Source organism: Tabrizicola sp. YIM 78059, assembly GCF_004959785.1.
GTDB lineage: Bacteria > Pseudomonadota > Alphaproteobacteria > Rhodobacterales > Rhodobacteraceae > Tabrizicola > Tabrizicola caldifontis.
Genome location: NZ_SJZH01000018.1, coordinates 1 through 24,956, shown reverse-complemented (window position 1 = coordinate 24,956; position 24,956 = coordinate 1). Strand labels below are relative to the sequence as shown.

Here is a 24,956-nt window from a genome sequence, read left to right as displayed (position 1 = left end):
AGCATTGGTCTTGAGACCGATCAGGCAGGCTGATCACCGCGCTGCCCCAAGGTGACGGCCAGCTCGGTCGGCTTGCCGGCGCGCAGGAAGTCGAGCTTCACCTCGGCGCCGGGCTTGGCGGTGGCGATCAGCCGGGTCAGATCACGCGGGCTGTCCACCACATGGCCATCGACCGCCGTCACCACATCGCCGCGCTTCAGTCCGGCCCTGGCTGCCGGGGTGTCAGCGTTGACATCCACGATCAGCGCCCCCTTGGCGGCATCCAGCCCCAGCGCCGCAGCGATATCTTCCGTTACCGGCTGGATCGAGACGCCCAGCCAGCCGCGCTCTACCTTTCCGTCGCCGCCAAGATCGGCGATCACGGCCTTCGCGGTCTCTGACGGGACGGCGAAGCCGATCCCGACCGACCCGCCGCTGGGCGAGACGATCGCGGTGTTGATCCCCACCACGCGGCCCTCGGCATCGAACAGCGGCCCGCCCGAGTTACCTCGGTTGATGGCGGCGTCGGTCTGGATGTAGTTGTCGAAGGGTCCTGAGCCGATGTCGCGGCCCAGCGCCGAGACGATGCCGGCCGTCACCGTGTTGCCCAGGCCAAAGGGGTTGCCGATCGCCACCACGTCCTGGCCCACGCGCAGGCTGGCACTATCGCCCCATTCGACGAAGGGTAGATCGTGGCCCGCCTCGACCCGGATCAGGGCAAGGTCGGTCGCAGGATCGGTTCCCACCACCTTGGCATCCAGGCTGGTGCCGTCCGCCAGCTTGACTGTGACCGTTTCGGAGCCATCCACGACATGGTTGTTCGTCACGATGTCGCCCGAGGCAGAGATGATGAAGCCCGTGCCCACGCCCTGCATCTGCGGCGCCTCACCCTGCGGTCCGAAAGGCTGGCCGGGCATCGGCATACCGAAACGGCGGGCGAAATCCTCGAAGCCTGGCGGCAGGTCGGCGGGGTTGAAATCTGCGGCATCGGCCTTCTTGGTCACCTCGATATAGACGACAGCGGGCGAGACGCGCGCGACCAGGTCGGCATAGCCGCCGGGCTGCACTGAATAGGCCTGGGCGGGGGTAACGGTCGGGGCAAGTGCACCCACGGCGGTCGCCCCCATCAGCGCGCCCAGCATAAGCGCGGGCCAGCGGCGGAAATCGGGTCGTGTCTGCATGTCAGTTTCTCCTGGCTTTCGCCCCGCATCATCCTTTGACCGGGGCTGTCGATGCTGCCAAGATCGTTGGCCATGTTTGCAGGGAAACCTCGCCCGCATTGCAAATGCGCAATCTTCCTCGCAATCGCCTCACCGCGGTTCACAGGAAAGAGATTGCGGATTTGTAATCTGCCGGCCAGCACCCTGTCGGCTGGCGCCTGCATTTCCCGTTCCTCGAAACCTGAAAACCGAGGAGACGAAGGTTGATCCGCAAACTGAAGATCCGGGGCGCGCGCGGCCTGTTCCTGCTGGCGGTGGCCGGGGGCCTGGGATTCTGCTTGCTTGCCTCCGCGATGGGTGTGGTGGCCGGCAGGCTTCTGATGCTGGGGTTGCGGCTTGCAGAAAGTGCCGACGCGTCGGATGGAGCAAGGGGCTGCAGGCAACGGCTGACAATGGCACCCAACCCGCCTGCGCATGTCGCAGACTGTCTGACCGACGGAACTACCCAGCGCGGCGGCTTTCGCGCATGGCCCTTTCGGGATAGACAGGAAAGGCACGCCAGCACAGGCGCGTATCCCGCATGGACCGCAGCATGAAACTACTGGTGATCGAGGACGACCGGACCACGGCCGACTACATCGTGGGTGGCCTGCGGCAAGAGGGCCACGTCGTTGATCACCTTGCCGACGGACGCGAGGCGCTGGCTCAGGCAATGTCGGGTGGCTATGACGTGATGGTGGTGGACCGGATGCTGCCGGGTCTTGACGGGCTGTCGCTGGTCAAGGCGCTGCGCGCGGCAAAGGTCGCCACTCCCGCGATCTTCCTGACCGCCGTGGGCGGGGTGGACGACCGGATCGAGGGCCTACAGGCGGGCGGCGACGACTATCTGGTGAAACCCTTCGCCTTCGGCGAGTTGTCGGCGCGCATTCATGCGCTGGCCCGCCGACCACAGCCGGCGGCGCAGGAAACGGTGCTGACCGCGGGCGACCTGACGATTGACCTGATCCGCCGCAAGGTGACGCGCGCGGGCGTCGAGATCGACCTTCTGCCCCGCGAGTTCGCATTGCTTGAGCATCTGCTGCGCCGCGAGGGCCGGGTCCAAACGCGCACCATGCTTCTGGAGGCGGTCTGGGACATCAGCTTCGATCCCCAGACCAACGTGGTGGAAACCCATATCAGCCGGCTGCGGTCGAAGATCGACAAGCCCTTCGACCGGGAACTTCTGAAAACCGTCCGCGGCGCGGGCTACAAGATCGAGGGCTAGCGCCGTGGCCACCCCCACAGCGCTGTTTGCCGGGGCCATACGTGTGGCCCGATCCACCCCCGTCCGGCTGGCGCTGGGGTTGGTTGCACTGTTTTCACTGGTCAGTGTGGCGACGCTGGGGGTGGCCTATGTGCAGATCCGCGGCAATCTTGTCGAACAGATTTCTGCAACGCTTGACCAGCATGTTGCGGGCTTTCGCGTGACCGACAACCCGGCCGCGCTTGCCGCGCTGGTCGCGGCCGAGGCCGTGGCGGCCGATCCGGAAAGCCGGATCTTCGTGTTCATTGCCCCGGACGGTTCCAGCGTCGGCAATGCCCGGGCCGAGATCAGGGGCACGGAAGTTCGTCTGATGCCACTGGAAGGCGGGCGCAAGCTGGGCATCGACGGCTACGAACACCGGATCGTGCCGATGGCAGGCGGGCTTCTGGTCGTCGCGGAAAGCCTGGAGCCCACGAAGGAACTGCGGGAGACCTTCCTCGATCTGGTGGCCCTGAGCCTGGTGCCCACGATCCTTCTGTCGCTGGCTTCGGGGGTCTGGCTGGCCGCCGCATCCGCACGGCGGGTCACACGCATAGAAACCGCACTGGGGCGCCTTGCAGAGGGCGATCTGACCGCTAGGGTCGGCGGGTCGGACCGTGGCGACGACCTGTCGCGCATCGGCATCGGCATCGACCGCATGGCCGAGGCGCAGGAGGCCGCAACTGCCGCATTGCGCCAAGTCTCGGCCGACATCGCGCATGACCTCAAGACTCCGGTCCAGCGCCTGGCCCTGATGCTTGCCGACCTGCGCGACCGCCTGCCTGAAGACGGCCCCGAGGCCGACCTGGCGGCCCGCGCCGCGCAAGAGGCCAACCGCGCCGTGGCCGTGTTCCAGTCGCTTCTGCAGATCGCACAGATCGAGGGCGGAAGCCCCAAGGCCCGTTTTGCCTCAGTCGATCTGGCAGCCGTCCTGCGCACCTTTACCGAGATCTACGAACCCGCGGCCGAGGATTCCGGCCACGAACTGCGTCTGGCCCCCCTGCCCGAGGGTCCGGTGCTGGTCACCGGCGACCGCAACCTCCTGGGCCAGGCAGTGGCCAACCTGATCGAGAACGCGCTGCGGCATACGCCGGCGGGCTCGCGCATCGACATCTCGCTTGCGCGGCAAGCGGGCCGGGTGGTGCTGACCGTGGCCGACAACGGCCCCGGCATCCCCGAGGCGGAACGCAACAAGGTGCGCCGCCGCCTCTACCGCCTGGAACGGTCGCGCACCACGCCCGGCCATGGCCTTGGCCTGGCGCTGGTCGATGCCATCGCCCAAGTCCACGGTGCGGACCTGACCCTGGCTGACGACGCCCCCGGTCTGCGGGTGCGACTGACCTTCCCCGATCCCGCCGCCTGCGCGACCAAGGCCCCGGCCCGATGAAACACCTTCGGATCGTGCAGCGCCTTTCGGCCCTTGCCCTTGCTTGCATCCTGACCCTTGGCGGCCATCTCGGCTGGCAGCAATGGCGCGGCAACTTCGCGATCGTCGTTGCCGGCGAGGTCTACCGCTCGAACCAGCCCACACCCGAACGGCTGGCGGCCTATGTGCGCGACCATGGCATCCGCGCGGTTCTGAACCTGCGCGGGGCCCAACCGGCGGCCGACTGGTACAAGGCCGAACGCAAGGCCGTTACCGACTTGGGCCTGACGCTGATCGACCTGCCGCTCTCGGCCGGGCGTGAATTGACACGCGATCAGGCAGAAACTCTGCTGGCCACACTGCGCGATGCCCCGAAGCCGCTTCTGATCCATTGCCGTTCCGGCGCGGACCGGACCGGACTTGCCTCGGTCGTCTATCGGGCGATGCTGGGCAGGATCGACGAGGAAATGGCAGAACAGCAACTGTCGATCCGATACGGGCACTTCTCGGTTCCCGTGCTGTCGGCCGCCTTGCCGATGGACGCAAGCTGGGAGAGGATGGAAAACTGGTGGGCCATCTAGGAACGGGCCACTACAACTCTGGCAGAAGTTGATCCGGCTTGACCTTTTCACCATCGACGCATCGGCCTGCCATCAGCTGGTGTCGAAGCCTGGACATCGCCTGATCCCGGCGCGGGCTTCCCAGACGCGGGTGCAGGTTCGCAGAAAGATGTGGTATTGGACGTTCCGCGACCGGCGCTGGACAAAAGCTTTGCCCCGCCGGGCACCCTTGCCATCCGCGCCGATCCTGATTCCGCGCGCGGATGGCACCTCGATGATGTCGGTCAAGGTGAACGCGACTTCCAATCATCGCCTGTATCCAGTCTGTCTTCGTCGCGGTAACCTGCTGACGCACCTCGCAAGAAATCGATGACTGAATGTGCCCGGCTGCCTTGCGTTTGCCGGGCCGTCGCAGCATTGTGTCGTCAAGGGGAGAGAATATCATGGAATACCGCACGCTTGGACGCTCGGGCCTGAAGGTTTCTGCAATCGCGATGGGCACCTTCACCTTTGGCGGGGTCGGCCCGTTCGGCCGTGTCGGCAATCAGGGGGTCGATGACGCCCGGCGGCTGGTGGATCTCTGCCTCGATCACGGGGTCAATACCTTCGACTGCGCCAACATGTATTCGATGGGCGTGGCCGAAGAGATCCTGGGCGAGGTGCTGGAGGGCCGCCGCGACCGCGTGCTGGTCACCTCCAAGGCGCGGATGCGCGTGGGCGACGGCCCGAACGACGAAGGCACCAGCCGCCACCACCTGATCCGCGAATGCGAGAAAAGCCTGAAACGGCTGCGGACCGACCACATCGATATCTACTTCATCCACGAATGGGACGGCACCACGCCGGTCGAGGAAAAGATGGCCGCGCTGGACCGGCTGATCCAGGACGGCAAGATCCGCTATGCGGGATGTTCCAACTATTCCGGCTGGCACATCGCCAAGTCGCTGATGGCCGCGGACCGCGACCGCCGCGCCCGGTTCGTTACCCAGCAGATCCATTACACGATCGAGGCGCGCGAGGCCGAATACGAGCTTCTGCCCCTGGGCCTGGATCAGGGGCTGGGGACGATGGTCTGGTCGCCGCTTGCGGGCGGGCTTCTGACCGGCAAGCACCGCCGGGGCCGTCCGGTGCCCGACGGCAGCCGGCAGGCCGCCGGCTGGACCGAACCGCCGATCCGCGATGTCGAACGGCTCTGGGACATCGTCGAGGTGCTGGTCGATGTGGGGCAGGCGCACGGCGTTTCTGCCGCTCAGGTGGCGCTCGCCTGGCTTTTGACCCGGCCCACCGTGGCCAGCCTGATCGTCGGCGGCCGGAACGAGGCTCAGTTCAAGGACAGCCTGGCCGCCGTGTCGCTGAAGCTGACCGAGGCGGATATGGCCCGGCTGAACGAGGTCTCGAAGCCGCCGCTGCTCTACCCCTACTGGCATCAGGGCCAGTTCGCCCGGGCGCGCTTCTCGCCTGCCGACTGGGTGCTGCACGAAGGCAACGAGCCGCCGGCGTGGTAAGACAGACGGGGCGGGATTTCCCGCCCCGTTTCCATTTCAGCGCCCCGCGAGGGCGGCGGCGATCGCGGTCATGGCGATCATGCCCGGATCGTCCATCCCGATGGTCTTTTCCCCGAAGATGCGCGCCCGGCCCACAGTTGCGGGTTTGTCCTTTAAGGCTGCCTGGGCGCGGGCCGCGGCATCCGCCGCCGCCGCCGCAACCGCCGCCGGATCGGTCAGGCCGGCCGTTGCCTGCGCCATCGCGTCGAGGCTGTCGAGTACGGTCTTGCCGCCCAGTTCCGCCTTGCCGCGCGCCTGCATCGCATCACGCGCGCCCGCGATCAGGGCCGAGACCTCGGACGCCTCCACCCCTGTCCGGCCCTTCAGCGCCTTGGCCATGCTCATCAGCCCGGTCGCCATCAGCGTGCCGTAGGACGACCCCGAGGTTCGCGTGAAGGCCTGCGCGCAGGCCAGAAGCGCTTGGCCAAGGTCGTCAGGCAGGCCGGGAGCGGCCTCCTGCATGGCCTTGGTGCCGCGCGTCAGCGTGACCCCCAAATCGCCGTCGCCAAGCGCCCCGTCGGCGCTGTTCAGCATGTCGAAATCCCGCGCCATGGCATCAACCAGCCGGTCGATCGCTGCGCGCAGATCGGCCACGGTTAGGGTCATTTCACGCTCCAGAACGCGCAGTCGCACGGGGCCTTGAGGAAGCCCTCCAGCTCGTCGTCCAGCTTGCACAGGGTGAAGGAGACGCCGGCCATCTCCATGCTGGTGGCATAGCGGCCGACCAGCGGCATGACGATGCTTGCCCCCGCGCCTTCCAGCCGCGCCTTCACTGTCCGGTAAAGGATGTACAGCTCTTCCGGCGGCGTGGCGCCCAGACTGTTGACCATGACCGAGACGCGGTCGCCCTTGCCCACCGGCATGTCGGCCAAGAGGCGGTCCATCATCTCGCCCGCGATGGCATCGGCGGGGCGCAGCTTGTCGCGCCAGACGCCGGGCTCGCCATGGATGCCCATGCCCATCTCCATCTCGTCCTCGCCGATGGTGAAGGTGGGTTTGCCCGCCTGCGGCACCGTGCAGGGCGACAGCGCCGCACCGACCGAGCGGCAGGCATCGGCGGCCTTCTGCGCGATGCGGGTCACTTCGTCGAGGTCATGCCCCGCCTCGGCCGCGGCGCCGGCAATCTTGAAGGCATAGACCATGCCTGCCACACCCCGACGCTTGGCGGCCTCGGCCGGCGGCGCGCTGGCCACGTCGTCGGCCAGGACCACGGTGGTGCAGCGGATGCCGTCAAAGTCCACCAGGTCACCGGCCATGTCGAAGTTCATGATGTCGCCGCCGTAGTTGCCGTAAAGGCGCAGCACGCCCGCGCCCTGATCGGCGGCGCGGATCGCGTCGGCCATCTGCTCGGCCGAGGGGCTGGCGAAGACGTCACCGATGGCGCAGGCGTCCAGAAGGCCGGGGCCGACATAGCCGGTAAAGACCGGCAGGTGCCCCGATCCGCCGCCCGAGACGATCCCGACCTTGCCCGCCTTGCCGGGGGTGGCGCGGGCCACGGCGCGCTTCGTCTCTCCTACCAGGCGGTAGAATTCGGGATGCGCTGCCGTCAGGCCTTTCAGCATCTCGTCAACGTAATCGGCGGGGTTGTTCAGTATCTTCTTCATGGTCTGCCTCCGGTCAGCTGCGGCGCCCTGCGGGCCGCCAGGTGTTCACGATCATCACGAAAATCAGCAGGCTGCCCCAGATCAGCTCGCGCGCGAAGTTGGACACGCCGACCATGTTCAGCCCCGAGGACAGGAACTGCATCGACAGCACCGCCAGCACCACCCCGATGATCCTGCCATAGCCGCCATACGGGTTCACCCCGCCCAGAATGGCGATCAGCACGGCGAGGAGCAGATAGCTCGACCCGTAATCCGCCTTGGCCGAGTTCGCCCGGCTCATCACCACCATGCCGGCGGTGGCTGCCAGCGCGCCCGAGGCGACATAGACCTTTATCAGCATCGCGTCGATGTCCATGGCGGCAAAGCGCGCGGCCAGGGGATTGGCACCGAACATGCGGACCTTCACCCCGAAGGCGGTGCGGGTCAGGATCAGCGACAGCCCCCCCGCCAAGAGGGCGAACAGGATCAGCGGCGTGGGGATGCCAAGGATCGTCGCATTGCCGATCCAGGCGGCGGCGGCGGGCAGGCCCATCACCGCCGACCCCCCGGTCAGGGCAATGGCAAAGCCGGTGAAGATCAGCCCCGAACCGAGCGTGGCAAGAATGGCCGGCAGGCCGAGCTTTGCGACAAGCAACCCGTTGAACAGCCCCGCCGCCATCCCCACCGCTATCGCGGCAGAGAGGGCAAGCAGAACCACCGTCGTCCCGTCCGACGATCCGGTCAGTCGCGTCATGATCAGCGCGGCAACGATAGCCGAAAGGTTGGCGATGCCCACCACCGAAAGATCGATGCCCCCGGTCAGCATCGTCAGCGTCATCGCCAGCGCGAGGATCGCGAATTCGGGGAACTGGAAGGCCATAGAGGTCAGGTTCTGCCAGCTGAGAAAGCGGTCAGGCGACAGCGCCGCCATGGCCAGGAAGACGGCCACGGCGATGACCGCAAGCCGCCCCTCGGGGCTGGAGACCAGTCGTTGCAAGAGGTTCTGGCGCATCTTCAAGGGTCCTCCTCACGCCGCGCGCGCGGCGGCGCGCTTGGCCTGCCAGGCGGGCAGACCGGTTCCCACAAGGATCAGGATGCCGATGGTCACCGATTGCCAGGTGGTCGGGATGCCCAGCACGATCAGGCTGTTGCGCACCAGCACGATCAGCGCGACACCCAGGACCGTTCCGGTCAGCGTGCCGTGCCCGCCGGCAAGCCGCGCCCCGCCCAGCACTACGGCGGCAATCACCGAAAGCTCCAGCCCGACCAGGTCGAAGGGGTTGGCAACGCGCGCCATGCTGGCATGGATCACCCCGGCCAACCCCGCCAGCATGCCCACATAGACATAGATGAAGAACTGCACACCCTTCACGTTGATCCCGATGCGCCGGGCGCTTTCGACCGACCCGCCGATGGCATAGATCTGCCGGCCCAGCATCGTGCGCTGCAACAGGAACCAGGTGATGACGATGACCAGCACCGTGACCACGAAGGCGCCGTGCAGGTTGTAGAACGACCCGTCGGCGTTCTCGCCCCGTATCAGCATCATCCGCCCGAATTCCCGCATGCCGGGGGGAAGGGTCGTGATCTGCTTCTGCCCGATGAAGGTCAGCATGAAGCCGCGGAAGATCGACAGCGTGCCCAGCGTCACGATCAGGGTGGGCAGGCCGAAGCCTGCGATCAGGATTCCGTTGATCGCGCCAAGGCAGGCGCCTACCGCCATGCCGAAGCCCAGCGCCGCCCACCAGGGCATCCAGGGCAGGGCCGCGTTCAGCACCATGGCGGTGACATACATGGTGAAGGCGGCGATGGCGGTGAAGCTCACGTCGATCCCGCCCGAGATCAGCACCAGCATCGCAGCCACCGCGAAGATGCCCAGCACGATCCCGCCGCGCAGCAAGTCGGTCAGCGTGGCGATCGACAGGAAACCGGGGTCGGACAGCGCCGCCAGCAGGCAGAAGGCCAAGATCACCAGCGCGACAAGTGTTTCGTTGCGGGTCCAGTCGATCTTCATGACGCCAGCCTGTGCGCAAGTTCGGTCTCGTCCACGCTGCCGCCGGGAATGTCCTCGACCATCCGGCCGCCCTTCATGACCAGGATGCGGTGGCAGGTGGCCAGAAGCTCCGGCAGGTCATCCGAGATGACGATGACCCCCAGCCCCTGTGCCGCGAGTTCCGCTATGATGCCGTGGATTTCCGCCTTGGAGCCGACATCGACGCCGACGCTCGGCCCGTTCAGGATCAGCACGCGCGGGCTGCGCGCCATCCAGCGCGCCAGAACCACCCGCTGCTGGTTCCCGCCCGACAGCGAGCGGACCGGGGCATCGGGATCGGGCGCCTTGACCTTCAGCCGCACCAGCCAGTTGCGCGCCTCATTTAGAAGGCCGGGAAGGTCCAGCACCCCGCCCATCCGGGCATGGGCATCCAGCCGGCCGATGGCGATGTTCTGCACGATGCTTTGCGTCAGGAACAGGCCCTCGGTCAGCCGGTCCTCGGGGACATAGCCGATGCCTGCCGCCGCTGCAGCGATCGGATCGCCGCCCGGCACCTCGCGCCCGTCCAGCGTGATGCGGCCCGCCTCGGGCGCGACCAGACCGAAGAGCGCCTTGGCCAGCGCCGTCCGGCCCGAGCCGAGCAGGCCCGAAACCCCCAGCACCTCGCCCGAGTGCAAGTTGAAACTCACGTCCTCGAACGCCCCGGCCTTGGACAGGCCCTGCACCTGCAGCAGCATCGGGGCGTCGGCAGGCAGTGGCGCGGGCGGCTCTTCCGCCACGTCGCGGCCCGTCATGTGCCGCGTCAGGCTGGCCGCGTCGAAGTCATTCGCCGGGCCTTCGGCGACCTTCTGGCCGTTGCGCAGGACCACGACCTGCTCGCAGACCTCCAGCACCTCGGCCAGCTTGTGGCTGACGAACAGGACGGCCACCCCATCGGCCTTGAGCCGACGGATGATGGTCAGAAGCCCCCGCACCTCGCGTTCGGTCAGGGCGGTGGTGGGTTCGTCCATGATGATGAGCCGGGCCTCGGTCGCCAGCGCCCGGGCGATGGCCACCAGCTGCTTGTGTGCGACCGACAGGGTTTCCACCACCGCGCCCAGCGGAATGTCCACCCCGATGCGCTCCAGCGTCGCCCGCGCCAGTTTAAGCATCCGGGCGCGGCGCACCAGCCGCACGCCTTCGCCCAGCTCGGCCGAGAAGGCGATGTTCTCGGCCACGGTCAGATTCGGAAACAGGCTGAAGTCCTGGAAGATCACCTTGATCCCCGCCTCGGTCGAGGCGCGGGGCGTCAAGGGCCCCTGGACCTGCCCGGAAAAGGCAATTGTTCCCCGGTCGGGGCGTTCCACCCCGGCGAGGATCTTGATCAGGGTCGATTTGCCTGACCCGTTTTCCCCGGCCAGACACACCGCCTCGCCCGCGGCGATGGTGAACCCCACGTCCGACAGGGCCGTGATTCCGGCATAAGTCTTGGTCACGCCCGAAAGCGCGACGAGCGGTTCCGACATGGCTTTCCTTCCATCGGGTTCGGGGGGCCGCACGGCCCCCCGCTGGCTTTGAGGCCCGATCAGAACGGATAGTCGGCCATGTTGTCCTTGTTCACGTTGACCCAAGCCTGACCGTAGATGACCTTGCCGTCCAGCTTGACCTTCTCATAGCCCGGCAGGCCGAGGTCCATGCCGTCGGTCACGCTTTCTCCGTTCATCACCATCACGGCCAGCTTGTTCATGGCGTAGCCCGCAACCGACGGATCCCAGAAGCCGATGCCGTCCACCGCACCGGTTTCCAGATACTGTCCGGCGATCGACGGCAGCGAGGTGCCGAAGACGCAGGTCTTGTCGGCAAGGCCGCGCTCCTCGATGGCAAGACCGATGCCTGCCACGTCGGTCGAGGCCGAACCCTGCATGCCCTTGATGTTGGGATAGGCGCGCAGCACTTCCTGGGCCTTCTCATAGGCCTTCTGCTGGTCGTCGAAGGTCTCGTTCTTGTCGCCCACAAGGGTCATGTTCGGATAGTTCGCCTTCTGGTAGGCTATGGCGCCGTCCACCCACTGGTTGTGGGTCTGGCTGGTCAGCGAACCCACGAACACCGCATATTCGCCTTCGCCGCCCATGCACTTGGCCAGTTGCTCCATCAGGTTGGCGCCGAAGTCCTCGTTCACGAAGGCTTCGAGGTCGTAGTTCGTGTTCTGCTGGCTTGCGGCCTCGTGGGTGATCACGGTGATGCCGGCATCCATGGCCCGCTTCAGCACGGGTTCCAGCGCCTCGGGGCTCATCGGCACCACGGCGAGCGCGTTGACCCCCTGGGCGATCATGTCCTCGATCAGCGCAGCCTGCTGCTGCGGGTCGGCCTGCGCCGGCCCGACCTGGAACGCATCGTTGCCGGTATCGGCCGCGAACTGCTTGACGCCTTCCTCCATGCGGTTGAACCACTGGATGCCGGCGATCTTGACCACGGTGGCAATCTTCTTGGCATCCTGCGCCATCGCGGGCATGGCCGCCATCGAGGCCGAGGCGGCCAGGATTGCAACGGTCTTCGTCAGTTTCATGTCTTCCTCCCTTTGCGGCCACGCGGGCCTGTGTGATTGACGTTTTCCACCAACCTAAGCGGCTTGTGCCGCCTTTCCAACCGCCTTGATCATGTCGAGGCGATATTTCCTTGTTTCGCACCAGCAGGTTGCGCGAAACGCGCTTGGCCCGCGGACCATTGCGATCCCGGACAGGGCCATGTCAGTCTGCCGCTTTCCGGTCAGGATCTGCCCCCCCTTGCGATTGATGCATTTTCCGGTTCCAGAAGCCCGGTCACAAGCCCAGGCGCCACCAGATGCGGCAGATGGCCGGCCCCGCGGACCAGGTGGATGGCCACATGTGCCGGAAGCCCTGCGACCGACTGCCAGTCCAAGATGCGGTCGGCGGTACCCCAGATCACGCTGATGGGCGGGGCGAGCCGCTCGAGATCGGCCGTCATGTCGATCTGCTGCATCCCCTGATGCGCAAGCCGCCGGACAAGGTGGCCCAGAGCCTCGCGGCGGGATTGCAGCCGGGAAAGCTCTTCGGCCAGCAGGCTGTCGCTCATCGGTCCCGCGTCCAGAAGCGACAAGGCCCGCGCCAGCGCGGCGGGTGTTTCGGCCGCCAGCATCCCGTCCAGGAAATCGGCATTGATCCGAGCTCCGACCCCGGCCGGGGCGATCAGCACCAGCCGCGCGATCCGCGGCCCCAGACGCTGTGCCAGCCGGACGGCAAGCAGGCCGCCCAGCGAATGCCCGACAAGCGCGATGCGCCCGGCGGGCAGGCCGGGCAGGATCAGGTCCGCCATCGCCTCGACCGTTTCGGCGCGGTCGGTGGAAAGGCCATGGCCGGGAAGATCGGGGGCGTGCACCGCCATTCCCGCGCGCGCCAGCCTCTGCGGCAGGTCGCGCCAGCCGCGCGCGCTGTCGAAAAGGCCGTGCAGCAGGACAACCGTTCCCGCCCTGCCCGATATGCCACCCTGCCCGCGCACGTCCTCGGCCGTGATACGCCCGTTGCGGCCGGTGCCCGGCACCAGTGTCAGGTCCACCCCGCCGCGCCGTGCAGCCGCGCGCGCCGCCGGACTGGCGCGCAGCCCGGCATGTCCTTCCGCGACCGGCACCGCCACGGCCGGCGCGGCCGGGGTCTCGGGTTGCACCTCCCGGGTCGGCGCGGCCCCGGTCGCCGGGGCCTGGGCACCCGCTTCCTCGACCTCGGCGAAGGGCTGGTCCAGCGCGACCGTCTCGCCCTCGGCCACCAGCTGCGCGACCAGCACACCATCGGCCATCGCAGGCACCTCGACCACGGTCTTGTCGGTCTCGACCTCCATCAGCACGTCGCCGCGCCGGTAGGCCGAGCCCGGCGCCACCAGCCAGGCGGTGACCCGGGCCTCCTCCATGGTCTCGCCCAGGCGCGGCAGGGTCAGCGTCACGCCGCCCATGGCGGAGCCTTTCGTGTCACCAGCCACAGGGCCGTGTCATGGATCAGGTCGGCCGAGGGGATCGAGCCGCGTTCCAACGGCGGCGAGACCGGGATCGGGATGTCCTCGCCGCCAAGGCGCAGGATCGGCTCTTCCAGCCAGTCGAAGCACAACTCGCCCAGCCGCGCGGCGATTTCCGAGGCGACCGAGCCGGTCACCACGGCCTCGGTCACCACCATGGCCCGACCGGTGCGGCGCAGGGCTTCGACCAAGGGCGCCTCGTCCAGCGGGTTCAGGCAGCGCAGGTCGATGACCTCGGCCTCGACCCCGGCGGCGGCCAAACGCTCGGCGGCGGCGAGGGTTTCGTGCAGCATCCGGCTGTAGGTCAGGATCACCAGATCGCGGCCCTTGCGCCGCGTGACGGGCTGGCCCCAAGGCGCATCGGGGCGGGCGGGGTCAAGCTCGCCCTTCAGCGTGTAAAGCCCCTTGTGTTCGATCACCACCACCGGGTCGGGCTGTTCAAGCGCGCCGCGCAGCAGGTGATAGGCGTCGTTCACCGTGGCGGGCATCACCAGCCGCAGGCCGGGGACATGCATGATCCAGGCCTCGAGGCTCTGGCTGTGCTGGGCGGCCGCCGACCGGCCCGTGCCGCCTTGTGTCCGCAGCACCATTGGCACGCCGATCTGGCCGCCGAACATGTAGCGGCTTTTCGCGGCCTGGTTGGCGATCTGGTCCATCGCCATGCCAGCGAAGTCCACATACATCAGTTCCGCCACCGGGCGCAGACCGGTCATCGCCGCGCCGATCGCCGCGCCGATGATCGCGGGTTCGGAAATCGGCGTGTCGATCACCCGGTCCGCGCCAAAGAGGTCGATCAGCCCCTTGGTCACGCCATAGGCGCCGCCGTAAAGCCCGACCTCCTCGCCCATCAGGATGACCGAAGGGTCGGCCTCCATCGCATCCAGCAGCGCCTGGCGGATCGCTTCGCGATAGGTCGTCTCGGTCATGCGCGTGCCTCCTCGGCCAGGACTGCGGCCAGCCTGCGGGCCTGCGGGCGGGGGGCGGGCGTGCCCGGGGCATAGACATCCTCGAACATCGTCGTCAGCGCCGGGGCCGTGGCCGCAAGCGCATGGGCAAGGGCCGCGTCCATCTCGACGCCCGCCTCGGCGTCGATCCGGGCAAGGTCGGCCTCGGGGGCCAGGCCCTCGGCCAGCAGCCGCGCCCGCGCCCGGGCTACGGGGTCGCGCTGGCGGCCCTCGGCCTCTTCCTCGGCCGTGCGATAGGGCGACTTGTCCATCCGGGCATGGCCGTAGAAGCGGTAGGCGTCGATCTCCAGGAACCCCGGCCGACCCTGCCGCGCATCGGCGACGAGCGCGCGGGCAGCATCGTGCACCGCCTCGACATCGGCGCCATCGGCCCGCGACGCGGCCAGACCGAAGGCCGCCGCCCGCGCCGGGAAGTCCCGGTTCCCGGCGGACCGGTCCACCCGCGTGCCCATGCCATACTGGTTGTTGATGCAGCAGAAGATCACCGGCAGGCGCCAGAGTGCCGCCATGTTCATCGATTCGTAGAGGATCCCCTGGCTCATCGCACCATCGCCGAAGAAGGCGACCGAGATCTGCCCCTCGCCCCGGTTGCGGTAGGTCAGACCCGCGCCCACGACATGCGGGATGCCGCCGCCCACGATGGCATTGGCGCCGAGATGCCCCAGCGCCCGGTCGGCGATGTGCATCGACCCGCCCTTGCCCCGACAATAGCCGTCTTCTTTCCCGGCGATCTCGGACATCATGCGCTTCGGATCGGCACCGCGGCCCAGGAACACGCCATGGCCGCGGTGGTGGGTGGTGAAGCTGTCGCCCTCGCGCATCGCATCAGTCAGGCCAACCACGGCTTCTTCGCCGATCGACAGGTGCAGCATCGACCCCGCGCTGCCACCCTTCAGGAACAGCTCTCCCACCCGCTCCTCAAAGGACCGGATGCGCCGCATCATGCGATAGCGCGACAGGGCGCCGGTGTTGGCCGTCTGCACGGGGGCGTTCATTCGGGGGCTCGCAGGGGTTTCAGTGCGGCATAGGCCGCGCGGTAACGGTCGTAGATCGGGCCATAGGCGGCATGGGCATCCATGTCGGGCTCGACCCGCCGCGCGGTGCGCACCATCGCGGCACAGGCCGCGTCGATCGAGGGGAAATGCCCCGCCCCGACCGCCGCCAGGATCGCCGAGCCGAGCGCGGGGGCCTCGGGCTGTTCGGTCAGCTCCAGCGCCAGGCCCAGCGTGTCGGCATGGACCTGCAGCCAGAAGGGCGACCGGGTCGCGCCGCCCGCCACCACGATCCGCCGCGCGGTGAAGGCCGAGCCGAAGGCTTCGACGATGGCGCGAGTGCCGAAGCAGACCGACTCGACCAGCGCCCGGTAGACATGCGCCGGCGTGTGTTTCAGGCTGAGCCCCGTGATCGCTCCCCGCGCCAGCGCATCGGTATGCGGCGTCCGGTTGCCCTGGAAATGATCGACGGCCAGCAGCCCCTCGGCCCCCGGCGGCAGGGCCGCGGCCTGGGCGTTCAGCGTGTCGAAGTCCAGATGTTCAGCAAAGTTGCGCTTGAACCAGGCGATGACCGACCCGGTCGAGGTCTGGCCGCCCTCGATGATCGGCAGGCCCGGATAGACGCAGTCCATGTAGGTGCCCCAGATGCCCGGCACGTGGACCGGGCGTTCCGCCACCCCCAGTTGCAGGTGCGACGAACCGGTGATCAGCGCCAGATCCCCTGGCCGCGTGACGCCAAGGCCGATCATCCCGATAAAGGCATCCGCCCCGCCCTGCACCACCGGCAGCCCCGCCCGCAGGCCGAGATGCCGCGCGGCGGCCTCGGTCAAGGGGCCGATCACCTGGCCCGGTGCGACGATCTCGGCTGGCCAGCGGTCTTTCAGGTCAGACAGGCCCAGACGCTCCAGCATCGACAGCGGCCAGCCGCCGTGGTCGGTCTGATAATGCCAGCGCATCGTGACATTGTTCAGCGAGGCGACCCAGCGCCCGGTCAGCCGCAGCGTCAGATAGTCCTGATATTCCCCCACCATCGCGGCCCGCGCCCAGAGGTCGGGCTGATGGCGCTTGATCCACAGCGCCTTGGGGATCATCCATTCCGGGCTGACCGGCCCCGCGCCGCCGCCGTTCACCCGCAAGGCCGGGTCGCCGCAGGCCGCGACCTCGGCCGCCTCGTGGTGCGCGCGGACGTCCATCCACAGAAGGCAGGGACGCAGGGCGCGCCCCTCGGCATCCAGCGCCACCACCGTGCACGAGGTCGTGTCGCAGGCCAGACCCGAGACCTGGTCCAGCGTCACACCCGCCGCCGCCATCGCCTCGCGCACGGCCACGCCGGCCGCGTGCCACCAGTCGTCGGGGTTCTGCTCGGCCTGTCCGGGCTGCGGAAAGGCCGTGGCATAGGCCCCCTTGCCCACCCCACGCGACCGGCCGGACAGGTCGAAGACATGCGCCCGAAGCGACTCTGTCCCCCCATCGATGCCGATGACATAGGTCATGCCTTGCGCCCTGGTTTCTGCATCTGCAATGCTGCATCTGCAACTCTGTGCAGCAATTGCACATTTGTTGATAGCCATTGACGAAGGACTGCGTCAAGTGGCTAGATGCCGGCGGAACGGCCGGGAGCGGAGGGCGGTGCGCGCATGTCGGCGGGCGGCAGGGAAACGGACGACATGGTCCAGGCGACCTGGCTCTACCACATCGGCCAGATGAGCCAGGAAGAGGTCAGCCGCCGCATGGGCCTGTCGCGTTTCAAGGTGCTGCGGCTGTTGCAGGACGCGCGCGACCTGGGCCTCGTCCGCATCAGCATCGAACACGGCACCACCGGCACCCTCGCGCTTGCCGACCGGCTGATGGAACGCTTTGGCCTGACCGAGGCGATGGTGGCCCCCGATGCCGGCGAGGATCCCGCCGCGGGGCGGCGCGCGGTCGGGCAGATGGCCGCCGGGTGGCTGGCACGGATCGGCCGCGAGGGGCGGCTGACCATCGGCATGGGATGGGGGCGCACCGTGGCGGCGATGGCCGATGCGCTGACCGGCCTGCGCAACCCCGATCTCTGCTTCGTGTCGTTGATGGGGTCGATGACGCATACCTCGGCCACCTCGCCCTTCGATGTCTGCGTGCGCCTGGCCGCGCTGACCGGGGCGCGGGCGGTCTTTCTGCCTGCCCCCTTCCTGGCCGACACGCCTGAGGATGCCGCGCTGATCCGCGGCCAGCGCCTGGTGCGCGAGGCGCTGGAGGCGGCGCGGGCGGCCGAATACATGGTGATCTCGGTGGGCGAATGCACCCGCGAGGCGCTCTTGCAATCCAGCGGCATCCTGACCCCGGACGAGGCCGCAGGGCTGATCGCCGTGGGCGCCGTGGCCGATACCACCGGCAAGTTCTTCGCCGCCGACGGCAGCCTCGCCCCGACCGAACTGAACCTGCGCGCGCCCTCGATCGACCTCGACGACCTGCATCGGTCGGACGTGGTCGTGCTGTCGTCCGGCGCGGGCAAGGCTGCCGCGCTGCGCGCCGTGCTGGCGGCGGGTTTCGTAAACCGGCTGATCGTGGATGAGCCCCTTGCGCGGGCACTGTTGCAGGAGGAAGCAGCATGAAGGGATTTGGCGTCCATACCTCGATGTGGACGATGGCCTGGGACCGGCCCGGCGCCGAGCGCGCGGTCAGCGCCTGCAAGGCCCTGGGCTTCGACTTCATCGAGATCGCGCTTCTGTCGCCGGACAAGGTGGACACCGCCCATTCCCGCGCCCTGCTGGAGCGTGAAGAAATGCCCGCCGTCTGCTCGCTGGGCCTGCCCGAGGGCAAGCGCGCTTCCTCCGACCCCGAGGCTGCCATCGCCTTCCTGCGCCATGCGCTCGACCAATGCGCCGCGATCGGGGCACAGGCGCTGACCGGCGTCACCTATGGCGGCATCGGCGAACGCAGCGGCCAGCCGCCGACCGAGGCCGAACGCGACAACGTGGCCCGGGTCCTCGCCGCCGCCGCCGCCCACGCCCGCAAGCACGGGATCGCCTTCGGGATCGAGCCCGTGAACCGCTACGAGAACCATATCCTCAACACCGGCTGGCAGGCCGTGCAGATGATCGAGAAGGTGGGGGCGGAGAACATCTTCATCCACCTCGACACCTACCACATGAACATCGAGGAGCGCGGCATGGCGCTGGGCATCCTCGATGCCGGACCGCACCTGCGGTATATCCACCTCTCCGAAAGCGACCGCGGCACGCCGGGGGAAGGCAACGTCCGCTGGGACGAGGTCTTCGGCGCTTTGCAGGCGGTGGGGTTCGCGGGCGGGCTGGCGATGGAAAGCTTCATCGACATGCCGCCCGAGGTGTCCTTCGGCCTGTCGGTCTGGCGCCCGGTCGCCGAAAGCCGCGACGTGGTGCTGGAGCGCGGCCTGCCCTTCCTGCGCAACAAGGCGCGGCAGTATCGGCTCAGGTCATGAATGTCGGATCCCACGGTTGGAAGGGTCACCAGCTTCGAAGGAACCGTGGGATACATCTTCGTAAAAGGTCGTCTTGGCACCGCCAAACCCGCGCGCGCCTTCAACCGCCATGTGAAGGGGCGGCCGTCTTCCGCTTGCTTTGCGACTGTGCAGGGGTGTGCGACCACGCGCAGGGACTTCGGAAAGATCGCCAGACGATACGAAAAGACAGGGCAAAACGACCTCGCCGCCCCCCTTATGGCCGGCGCAAGGCTCTGGACCATGTATCAGGAGGCCACATCCTCAACCACGCCGTCGGACACTGCCAAATAAGAGTTGGCGCAAAATCACCTCGTTGGCTCTGCGCATACAGGCCGGTTGAAAAGCTGGATCAACAGGAATGATTCCCCGAGGATTTATGCAACGGAGTGCAATGATGCTCAAGACGGCCACTAAAGTTCCATGGTCGTACCCCGGTTGATACGGGCACCATCACCGAAGGAGCTTTCGTCGCAAGGGTGTCACGCCCGTCGTGCTGTCGCGTAGCCCATCTTTTCTGATAATTCCTCCGCGGCACCGACCAGGCTGACAAGGTACCTCTCCCGGTTCTTCAGTCCGTCGTCTCGAGGTGTGACGAGGCAGAGAGTGGCTATGCAGGTTGCGTCGGCCCGGTAGACGGGCGCCGAGAAGCAATGGGTAAAATTTTCGACTTCGCTGTTGAACGTGAAATAGCCGTCGGCCGCCGCTTGGCGAACCTGAGCCAGGAATATTCCCGGGTCAAGCCGCCGTCCGTCCGGGAGGATGAAGTCCTCTGGCGGAATGAGCGAGAGGATGTCGGCGTCGGACAGATGCGACACAAGAAGCCGCCCAGAGGCGGTCCAGGGCAGCGGAACCAGTTCTCCAATTGCCGAGGATATGCGGAAAGGGCGCACGCCTTCGCGCATCATTGCGACGGTGTACTTGTTGCCCTCCATCAGGCACATCTGTGCCGTCTCGCGCGTGACCTCGGCCAGCCTGACCAACAGGCCCTCGCACTCGCGCATCAGGTCGAACCGGTCGGCATAGGCCATCCCCAGGAAATACAGTTTTCGGCCAAGAAATACCCGACCGTCGCCACCCTGATAGTCCAGCATCCCGTGGGCGAGCAGGAGGTTCACCAGATCATAGACAGAAGACCGCGGTGCCCCGATTTCCTGGGCGATCTCGTTGGGACGCAGCGGTTGCCGACGCGTGCGGAGGAACTCTAGGATGTCGAAGGCTCGGTCAAGCCCTCTTGTCCGCCTAGCGATCGATTGATCCTCCATGCCTTTCCTCCGGCTGATCGGCGCCGTGTGCCCTGCCGCGAGCGCCCGTGTCAGTCACGGTCCGCGCGATAGGCCACACAATCCACTTCGACCTTGCAATCCACCATCATCCGTGACTGGACGCAAGCGCGCGCCGGTGGATTCTTGCCGAAATACTCGGCGTAAATCTTGTTGAAGGTCCAGAAATCGCGTGGATCGTCAAGCCAGACGCCGACGCGGACAACGTCCTCAAGCCCGTAGCCGGCCTCGTTGAGGATGGCGATCAGGTTCTCGATCGCCTTGCGACTTTCGGGGATGATGCCACCGGCGATGATTTCACCGTTTTCCATCGCGACCTGTCCCGAAACGTGAAGCCAGCCGTTGGCTTGTACGGCCCGGGCAAAGGGTAATGGCTGGCCGCCGGCGCCGACGCTGCCGGTTCCGAAACGCTTGATAGACATGTGTCCTCACTTCCTCAATTGAAACCAGTGCCTTTCAGGAATTCCCGCAGCCGCTCTGTCCCGGGCCGCAAGAAGATTTCCCTAGGGTCGCCTTCTTCGCAGACGACCCCTTCGTTCATGAAGATGACCCGGGACGAAACCTCGAAGGCAAAGCGCATCTCATGCGTGACAATCAGCATCGTCATGCCTTCTGCCGCCAGTCCCTTTATCACCTGAAGAACTTCACCCACAAGCTCCGGATCGAGCGCGGAAGTCACCTCATCGAACAGCATGAGTCGCGGCGCCATGGCGATGGCGCGGGCAATAGCCACCCGCTGCTGCTGGCCGCCTGACAATTGCCCTGGGTAGTGGTCGGCCCGTGAGGCCAGACCGACCCGGGCGAGCCAGTTTTCAGCCAGGGCGCGGGCCTCGGAACGGCTGATCTTCTTGACCTTTACCAGTCCGAGCATCACGTTCTCGGCCGCCGTCATATGCGGGAACAGGTTGAACTGCTGGAAGGCCATGCCGGTCAGCGCGCGTTGGGCAGCAATCTCCTTTTCGTTCTTGCGGCGGCGCACGCCACCTTGCGTATGATAGCCGATCTCTTGCCCGTCGAGGCGGATCTCGCCACCCTGGAATTCCTCCAGCATGTTCACGCAACGCAGCAGCGTCGTCTTGCCCGACCCCGACGATCCGATGATGGAGATGACCTCACCTTCATTCACGCTGTAGTCGACACCCTTCAGCACCTCGACCGGGCCGTAGGATTTGCGCAGTCCCTTGATCTCAAGGATCTTTTTGCCCATCGGGTCCGCCTCCTCAGGACGTATAGGCGATCTTGCGCTCGACGTATTTGCCAAGCCTCTCGATGCCAAAATTGACGATGAAGTAGAGGAACCCGGCGACAAAGTAGAACTCCAGGCTCATGAAGGTGCGCGAGATGACCTCTTGCGTGCGCAACAGCAATTCCAACACGCCGATCACCGACAGAAGTGTGGAAGCCTTTACCATCTCGGCGGCGGTGTTGACCCATGCCGGCAGGATCTGGCGCAGCGCCTGCGGCCACAGCACATATAGAAATGTCTGGCGGAAGGTCAGACCGATCGCTTGGGCGGCTTCGGTCTGGCCGCGCGGCAGTGCCTGCAACCCGCCGCGCACGATTTCGCCGACATGCGAGGAGCAGAAGACTGCCAAGGCCAACACGCCAGCCTGAAACGGCCCAAGGTTCACTCCTACTGCCGCAGAAACATAGTAGCTGGCCAGCACAAGCACCAGAACGGGTGTGCCGCGGATGATGTCCGTGTAAAGCCGCACGACCAGCTTCAGCAGACGTGGGCCGTAGACCAGTGACAGCCCTACGAGCACACCCAGAACCGACCCGCCGACGATCGACAGCAGCGAGATAGATACCGTGGTGCCAAGTCCGCTCAGGATCACGAACCGCGCGATCCAGAGCTGTTCGAAGAAGGTGGCAAGTTCGGTCACTGCATCACCTCGGCAACGCCATGCGGCGCTCGACCCCGCGCAGGATGGCGGCAAGCAGCATGCAGGTGGCAACATAAAGCCCCGAGGTCACCAGCCAGGTTTCTACGATCCGGAAGCTTTCGACATTTATCTTCTTGGCCGCAAAGGTTAGTTCCGGAACCGAGATCGCTGCGGCCAGCGAGGTATCCTTGAACAGCGAGATCATCGTCGAGGACAAAGAGGGCAGCGCGTTGCGCAGCATGAGCGGCAGGATAATCGATATCCGGATCTGGTTCGGGGTCAGGCCGACAGCCAGGCCTGCTTCGGTCAGGCCCCTGGGTATGGACACCAGACCCGCGCGGAACACTTCGGTAAGGTAGGCGCCGGAATAAAGGGCAAGAACCGTGACGAAGCTTTCGATCTTGCCCAGTTTGATGCCCAGTTGCGGCAGCGCGAAATAGGCGAAAAGCACCAGCACCAAGATCGGTGTGTTACGGATGAACGTCACATATCCCGCCGCGATCGCCCTCAAAGCGCGCGGCCCAGACGTCATCGTGAAGGCACTCACAAGCCCGATGACGGCGCCGATCACAATCGCGACCACCGCAAGCCCGAGACTAAGAGCAAGCCCAAGCAACAAGGCATCGAGACTGCGCCACACCGCGCCGAAATTCAGAACATACCCCATGACGGCTCCGCTGCCAGAGGAAGGGTGGATCGGGGCGCGGATCGGCCCCGATCCGGGAGGGTTACTGGAACTCGACCGGGAAGCCGATCTGCGGCGGGGCCAGATCCTTGCCGAACCACGTCTTGAAAGAGTTGGCATAGAAGTCGAATTCGACCCCGGTCATCGCTTCGTGAAGGGCGGTGTTCACGAAGTTCAGCCAGTCCTGATCGCCCCGCTTTACGCCACAGGCGTAGGATTGCGGGTTCCAGCCATAACCGGCATCCTTGTAGAGGCCGGGGTTCTGGTTCATGTGCCACGCGATCGACGACTGGTCCGTGGCGGCCGCATCCGCGCGGTCGGAATTCAGCGCCTGATACATCAGGTCGACGGATTCGTACTGGTCAACCGTGGCATCGGGCAGAGCCGCGTGAACCATTTCTTCGGCATAAACGTTCTGTAGTACTGCGATGGTGACTGCTGACCCTGCAGCCTTCAGTGCCGCGTAGTCGGCGTATTGGCTGCCGGACTTCATCATCAGGCCGACGCCCTCCCGGTAATAGGGAATGGTGAAGGCGATCTGCTGGGCACGCTCGCCGGTGACAGTCATGAACTGACAGGTGATATCGACCTTGCCGGTTGTGATGTTCGGGATGCGGGCATCCGAGGACTGATCCACGAACTGGACCTTCTCGGGATCGCCGAACAGCGCCTTGGAGATGATATGCGCCATGTCGATGTCAAAGCCCTGAAGCTTGTCTTCCGCGCTCTTGAAATGCCAAGGCGCATTGGTCGAGCCAGTGCCGACGATCAGGTAACCACGGGACAGAACTTCGTCCAGCTTGGAACCATCCTCTGCCAAGGCAGGCACGGAGGACAGGGCGGCGACGGTGGCGATCACCAGCTTGCTGGCGTGAAAAGGGTGGATCATGGCGTTTCCCTGTGGGCTGTTTTGATCATTTTGTCCGGTATTTTGGACATACGTCCCTTGTTCCGGATTGACATATCCAGACCGAGAGGCCATCACTTGTCAAGCGCGTCTTTTCGAAGGCTGCGCCGATCAATGCCCGCCGCAGGCCATCCTTACCCGGAGCCGCAGATGCCGATCCTCTTCCTCGTTGCGCTTCCACCGCAGAAACGGAGACCGGATGCCGCGCCGTCGATCCCATCCTAGGCGACGGCGTTGGAGCGATGACGAGACGGACGTTTCTGAGTATCGGTGAATGCATGGTGGAACTGCTAACCACCGGGCCGATGCAGCTGCGCATGGGCTTTGCTGGCGACTGTTTCAATACAGCCCATTACGCCCGGCAGGCGCTGGGCTCCGACTGGGAGGTGGAGTTTTTTTCTGTGGTCGGAAATGATGCCATCTCTCGCCAGATGCTCGGGTTCATGGCGGAAAAGCAGGTCGGAACGCGGCACGTCCTGCAATCGGCCGACCGCACCGTAGGGCTCTACATGGTGCACATTGACCACGGCGAACGCAGCTTTTCCTACTGGCGTTCGGCCTCGGCTGCCCGACTTCTGGCCGACGACCCGGACAGGCTTTTCCAGGCGATCTCCGAGGCGGAGATAGTGTTCTACTCCGGTATCACGCTCGCAATCCTGTCCGCTGCAGGCCGCCGGACGCTTCTGGCAAGCCTCGCAGCATCACGTGATGCGGGAAAGCTGGTGGCTTTCGATCCCAACATCCGGCCCCGGTTGTGGGAAGACCCTGCGACGATGCGGGCGGTCATCACAGAGGGCGCGCGCTCTGCCAGCATTGTGCTGCCGAGCTTTGACGATGAGGCAACGTATTTCGGCGACCCCGACGTGCAGTCGACGATTGCGCGCTACCGCGAACTCTGCGGCGACCGTGTCGTCGTCAAGGACGGAGAAAGGGGCGCTACCCTCAGCTTCAACGGGCTGTCTGACCACATCCCTGCAGTCCGGGTCGAATCAGTGGTGGATACGACTGGCGCCGGCGACAGTTTCAACGGTTCTTTCTTGGCCCATCTGGCCCGGCACGGCGATCCGCGCCGTGCCGCGGCCTTTGCCTCCAAAGTCGCGGCCCAGGTAATTCGCCAGCAGGGTGCGATCATCGACCATAGCATAAGAGACGAACCATAGAGTTATCCCGCCGTCATGCAGGCGCCGGTCGACGCCATCGACGACATGATCACCCACGAGCTCTGACATGTGGCGGAGCGTCATCGCGGCTCCGCCTTCTTTGCGCTCCTCAACAACGTCGTGCCCGACTGGGAGCGTCGGAAGCAAAGGTT

Annotated in this window: 26 protein-coding genes; 9 read left to right on the top strand and 17 right to left on the bottom strand. The window is 66.1% G+C overall.

Going from position 1 to position 24,956, the window contains the following annotated elements:
- Positions 1-20: 20 nt before the first annotated feature.
- A complete protein-coding gene (locus EZM81_RS16575; RefSeq protein WP_136646499.1) occupies positions 21-1,160 on the bottom strand; it encodes a Do family serine endopeptidase in 1,140 nt (379 codons plus the stop codon).
- A gap of 242 nt (positions 1,161-1,402) precedes the next feature.
- On the opposite strand from EZM81_RS16575, the gene EZM81_RS16570 reads away from it, so the two are divergent.
- The 6 genes from EZM81_RS16570 to EZM81_RS16545 all read left to right on the top strand — a co-directional run bounded on the left by EZM81_RS16570 (position 1,403) and on the right by EZM81_RS16545 (position 5,852).
- Positions 1,403-1,735 (top strand): hypothetical protein, encoded by a 333-nt coding sequence (locus tag EZM81_RS16570; protein WP_136646498.1) that lies wholly within the window; start codon positions 1,403-1,405, stop codon positions 1,733-1,735.
- The gene (locus tag EZM81_RS16565) at positions 1,732-2,403 is read left to right on the top strand and encodes a response regulator transcription factor (protein WP_136646497.1); all 672 of its coding nucleotides are present in this window, start codon (positions 1,732-1,734) and stop codon (positions 2,401-2,403) included. The genes EZM81_RS16570 and EZM81_RS16565 overlap by 4 nt, the downstream gene beginning before the upstream one ends.
- A gap of 4 nt (positions 2,404-2,407) precedes the next feature.
- Entirely contained in the window at positions 2,408-3,808 is a 1,401-nt protein-coding gene (locus tag EZM81_RS16560) for a HAMP domain-containing sensor histidine kinase (RefSeq protein ID WP_248298257.1), read from the top strand.
- Positions 3,805-4,368 carry a dual specificity protein phosphatase family protein gene (locus tag EZM81_RS16555; protein ID WP_136646496.1) on the top strand — a complete coding sequence of 188 codons (564 nt, stop codon included), beginning with the start codon at positions 3,805-3,807 and terminating at the stop codon, positions 4,366-4,368. The genes EZM81_RS16560 and EZM81_RS16555 overlap by 4 nt, the downstream gene beginning before the upstream one ends.
- 28 nt (positions 4,369-4,396) lie before the next feature.
- Positions 4,397-4,720, top strand: a complete 324-nt coding sequence (locus EZM81_RS16550) for a hypothetical protein (RefSeq protein WP_136646495.1) — start codon at positions 4,397-4,399, stop codon at positions 4,718-4,720.
- Positions 4,721-4,790: 70 nt separating this feature from the next.
- Complete coding sequence (locus EZM81_RS16545) at positions 4,791-5,852, top strand: aldo/keto reductase (protein WP_136646494.1); 1,062 nt, start codon at positions 4,791-4,793, stop codon at positions 5,850-5,852.
- A 36-nt stretch (positions 5,853-5,888) separates the two neighbouring features.
- Here the strand turns inward: EZM81_RS16545 and EZM81_RS16540 are convergent, their stop codons facing one another.
- The 10 genes from EZM81_RS16540 to EZM81_RS16495 all read right to left on the bottom strand — a co-directional run bounded on the left by EZM81_RS16540 (position 5,889) and on the right by EZM81_RS16495 (position 16,919).
- A complete protein-coding gene (locus EZM81_RS16540; RefSeq protein ID WP_136646493.1) occupies positions 5,889-6,497 on the bottom strand; it encodes a dihydroxyacetone kinase subunit L in 609 nt (202 codons plus the stop codon).
- Positions 6,494-7,495 (bottom strand): dihydroxyacetone kinase subunit DhaK, encoded by a 1,002-nt coding sequence (locus EZM81_RS16535; protein WP_136646492.1) that lies wholly within the window; start codon positions 7,493-7,495, stop codon positions 6,494-6,496. The genes EZM81_RS16540 and EZM81_RS16535 overlap by 4 nt, the downstream gene beginning before the upstream one ends.
- 13 nt (positions 7,496-7,508) lie before the next feature.
- A complete protein-coding gene (locus EZM81_RS16530) occupies positions 7,509-8,486 on the bottom strand; it encodes an ABC transporter permease (protein ID WP_136646491.1) in 978 nt (325 codons plus the stop codon).
- A gap of 15 nt (positions 8,487-8,501) precedes the next feature.
- A complete protein-coding gene (locus EZM81_RS16525; RefSeq protein ID WP_136646490.1) occupies positions 8,502-9,488 on the bottom strand; it encodes an ABC transporter permease in 987 nt (328 codons plus the stop codon).
- Positions 9,485-10,972, bottom strand: coding sequence for a sugar ABC transporter ATP-binding protein (locus EZM81_RS16520; RefSeq protein WP_136646489.1), 1,488 nt, complete (start codon positions 10,970-10,972; stop codon positions 9,485-9,487). The genes EZM81_RS16525 and EZM81_RS16520 overlap by 4 nt, the downstream gene beginning before the upstream one ends.
- Before the next feature lie 59 nt (positions 10,973-11,031).
- Positions 11,032-12,012 carry an autoinducer 2 ABC transporter substrate-binding protein gene (locus tag EZM81_RS16515; protein ID WP_136646488.1) on the bottom strand — a complete coding sequence of 327 codons (981 nt, stop codon included), beginning with the start codon at positions 12,010-12,012 and terminating at the stop codon, positions 11,032-11,034.
- 200 nt (positions 12,013-12,212) lie between these two features.
- Entirely contained in the window at positions 12,213-13,409 is a 1,197-nt protein-coding gene (locus EZM81_RS16510) for an alpha/beta fold hydrolase (RefSeq protein WP_211195435.1), read from the bottom strand.
- The gene (locus EZM81_RS16505; protein ID WP_136646486.1) at positions 13,397-14,395 is read right to left on the bottom strand and encodes an alpha-ketoacid dehydrogenase subunit beta; all 999 of its coding nucleotides are present in this window, start codon (positions 14,393-14,395) and stop codon (positions 13,397-13,399) included. Before EZM81_RS16505 ends, EZM81_RS16510 begins: the two co-directional genes overlap by 13 nt.
- Positions 14,392-15,429 carry a thiamine pyrophosphate-dependent dehydrogenase E1 component subunit alpha gene (locus EZM81_RS16500; protein WP_136646485.1) on the bottom strand — a complete coding sequence of 346 codons (1,038 nt, stop codon included), beginning with the start codon at positions 15,427-15,429 and terminating at the stop codon, positions 14,392-14,394. Before EZM81_RS16500 ends, EZM81_RS16505 begins: the two co-directional genes overlap by 4 nt.
- The gene (locus tag EZM81_RS16495) at positions 15,426-16,919 is read right to left on the bottom strand and encodes a ribulokinase (RefSeq protein ID WP_136646484.1); all 1,494 of its coding nucleotides are present in this window, start codon (positions 16,917-16,919) and stop codon (positions 15,426-15,428) included. Before EZM81_RS16495 ends, EZM81_RS16500 begins: the two co-directional genes overlap by 4 nt.
- A 174-nt stretch (positions 16,920-17,093) precedes the next feature.
- Here EZM81_RS16495 and EZM81_RS16490 point away from each other — a divergent pair, with 174 nt between their 5' ends.
- The gene (locus tag EZM81_RS16490; RefSeq protein ID WP_248298256.1) at positions 17,094-18,017 is read left to right on the top strand and encodes a sugar-binding transcriptional regulator; all 924 of its coding nucleotides are present in this window, start codon (positions 17,094-17,096) and stop codon (positions 18,015-18,017) included.
- Entirely contained in the window at positions 18,014-18,865 is an 852-nt protein-coding gene (locus tag EZM81_RS16485) for a sugar phosphate isomerase/epimerase (protein WP_136646483.1), read from the top strand. The genes EZM81_RS16490 and EZM81_RS16485 overlap by 4 nt, the downstream gene beginning before the upstream one ends.
- Before the next feature lie 500 nt (positions 18,866-19,365).
- Here the strand turns inward: EZM81_RS16485 and EZM81_RS16480 are convergent, their stop codons facing one another.
- The 6 genes from EZM81_RS16480 to EZM81_RS16455 form a co-directional block, all read right to left on the bottom strand.
- A complete protein-coding gene (locus tag EZM81_RS16480; RefSeq protein WP_136646482.1) occupies positions 19,366-20,148 on the bottom strand; it encodes an IclR family transcriptional regulator in 783 nt (260 codons plus the stop codon).
- Positions 20,149-20,198: 50 nt separating this feature from the next.
- On the bottom strand, positions 20,199-20,588 hold the full coding sequence (locus tag EZM81_RS16475; protein ID WP_136646481.1) for a RidA family protein: 390 nt from the start codon (positions 20,586-20,588) through the stop codon (positions 20,199-20,201).
- Positions 20,589-20,602: 14 nt separating this feature from the next.
- Complete coding sequence (locus tag EZM81_RS16470) at positions 20,603-21,373, bottom strand: amino acid ABC transporter ATP-binding protein (protein ID WP_136646513.1); 771 nt, start codon at positions 21,371-21,373, stop codon at positions 20,603-20,605.
- A 13-nt stretch (positions 21,374-21,386) separates the two neighbouring features.
- A complete protein-coding gene (locus EZM81_RS16465; protein ID WP_211195434.1) occupies positions 21,387-22,052 on the bottom strand; it encodes an amino acid ABC transporter permease in 666 nt (221 codons plus the stop codon).
- A gap of 4 nt (positions 22,053-22,056) precedes the next feature.
- Complete coding sequence (locus tag EZM81_RS16460; RefSeq protein WP_136646479.1) at positions 22,057-22,719, bottom strand: amino acid ABC transporter permease; 663 nt, start codon at positions 22,717-22,719, stop codon at positions 22,057-22,059.
- Between the two features lie 61 nt (positions 22,720-22,780).
- Entirely contained in the window at positions 22,781-23,626 is an 846-nt protein-coding gene (locus tag EZM81_RS16455; protein WP_136646478.1) for a transporter substrate-binding domain-containing protein, read from the bottom strand.
- A 296-nt stretch (positions 23,627-23,922) separates the two neighbouring features.
- Between EZM81_RS16455 and EZM81_RS16450 the strand changes: the two genes are divergently transcribed.
- On the top strand, positions 23,923-24,804 hold the full coding sequence (locus tag EZM81_RS16450; protein WP_248298255.1) for a sugar kinase: 882 nt from the start codon (positions 23,923-23,925) through the stop codon (positions 24,802-24,804).
- Positions 24,805-24,956 lie beyond the last annotated feature (152 nt).

What these genes read in the sequence shown, in the direction of transcription:
- EZM81_RS16575 (WP_136646499.1), bottom strand. Translation starts at nt 1,160, where the DNA reads ATGCAGACACGACCCGATTTCCGCCGCTGGCCCGCGCTTATGCTGGGC.
- EZM81_RS16565 (WP_136646497.1), top strand. Translation starts at nt 1,732, where the DNA reads ATGAAACTACTGGTGATCGAGGACGACCGGACCACGGCCGACTACATC.
- EZM81_RS16555 (WP_136646496.1), top strand. Translation starts at nt 3,805, where the DNA reads ATGAAACACCTTCGGATCGTGCAGCGCCTTTCGGCCCTTGCCCTTGCT.
- EZM81_RS16545 (WP_136646494.1), top strand. Translation starts at nt 4,791, where the DNA reads ATGGAATACCGCACGCTTGGACGCTCGGGCCTGAAGGTTTCTGCAATC.
- EZM81_RS16540 (WP_136646493.1), bottom strand. Translation starts at nt 6,497, where the DNA reads ATGACCCTAACCGTGGCCGATCTGCGCGCAGCGATCGACCGGCTGGTT.
- EZM81_RS16535 (WP_136646492.1), bottom strand. Translation starts at nt 7,495, where the DNA reads ATGAAGAAGATACTGAACAACCCCGCCGATTACGTTGACGAGATGCTG.
- EZM81_RS16530 (WP_136646491.1), bottom strand. Translation starts at nt 8,486, where the DNA reads ATGCGCCAGAACCTCTTGCAACGACTGGTCTCCAGCCCCGAGGGGCGG.
- EZM81_RS16525 (WP_136646490.1), bottom strand. Translation starts at nt 9,488, where the DNA reads ATGAAGATCGACTGGACCCGCAACGAAACACTTGTCGCGCTGGTGATC.
- EZM81_RS16520 (WP_136646489.1), bottom strand. Translation starts at nt 10,972, where the DNA reads ATGTCGGAACCGCTCGTCGCGCTTTCGGGCGTGACCAAGACTTATGCC.
- EZM81_RS16515 (WP_136646488.1), bottom strand. Translation starts at nt 12,012, where the DNA reads ATGAAACTGACGAAGACCGTTGCAATCCTGGCCGCCTCGGCCTCGATG.
- EZM81_RS16510 (WP_211195435.1), bottom strand. Translation starts at nt 13,409, where the DNA reads ATGGGCGGCGTGACGCTGACCCTGCCGCGCCTGGGCGAGACCATGGAG.
- EZM81_RS16505 (WP_136646486.1), bottom strand. Translation starts at nt 14,395, where the DNA reads ATGACCGAGACGACCTATCGCGAAGCGATCCGCCAGGCGCTGCTGGAT.
- EZM81_RS16500 (WP_136646485.1), bottom strand. Translation starts at nt 15,429, where the DNA reads ATGAACGCCCCCGTGCAGACGGCCAACACCGGCGCCCTGTCGCGCTAT.
- EZM81_RS16495 (WP_136646484.1), bottom strand. Translation starts at nt 16,919, where the DNA reads ATGACCTATGTCATCGGCATCGATGGGGGGACAGAGTCGCTTCGGGCG.
- EZM81_RS16490 (WP_248298256.1), top strand. Translation starts at nt 17,094, where the DNA reads ATGGTCCAGGCGACCTGGCTCTACCACATCGGCCAGATGAGCCAGGAA.
- EZM81_RS16485 (WP_136646483.1), top strand. Translation starts at nt 18,014, where the DNA reads ATGAAGGGATTTGGCGTCCATACCTCGATGTGGACGATGGCCTGGGAC.
- EZM81_RS16480 (WP_136646482.1), bottom strand. Translation starts at nt 20,148, where the DNA reads ATGGAGGATCAATCGATCGCTAGGCGGACAAGAGGGCTTGACCGAGCC.
- EZM81_RS16475 (WP_136646481.1), bottom strand. Translation starts at nt 20,588, where the DNA reads ATGTCTATCAAGCGTTTCGGAACCGGCAGCGTCGGCGCCGGCGGCCAG.
- EZM81_RS16470 (WP_136646513.1), bottom strand. Translation starts at nt 21,373, where the DNA reads ATGGGCAAAAAGATCCTTGAGATCAAGGGACTGCGCAAATCCTACGGC.
- EZM81_RS16460 (WP_136646479.1), bottom strand. Translation starts at nt 22,719, where the DNA reads ATGGGGTATGTTCTGAATTTCGGCGCGGTGTGGCGCAGTCTCGATGCC.
- EZM81_RS16455 (WP_136646478.1), bottom strand. Translation starts at nt 23,626, where the DNA reads ATGATCCACCCTTTTCACGCCAGCAAGCTGGTGATCGCCACCGTCGCC.
- EZM81_RS16450 (WP_248298255.1), top strand. Translation starts at nt 23,923, where the DNA reads ATGGTGGAACTGCTAACCACCGGGCCGATGCAGCTGCGCATGGGCTTT.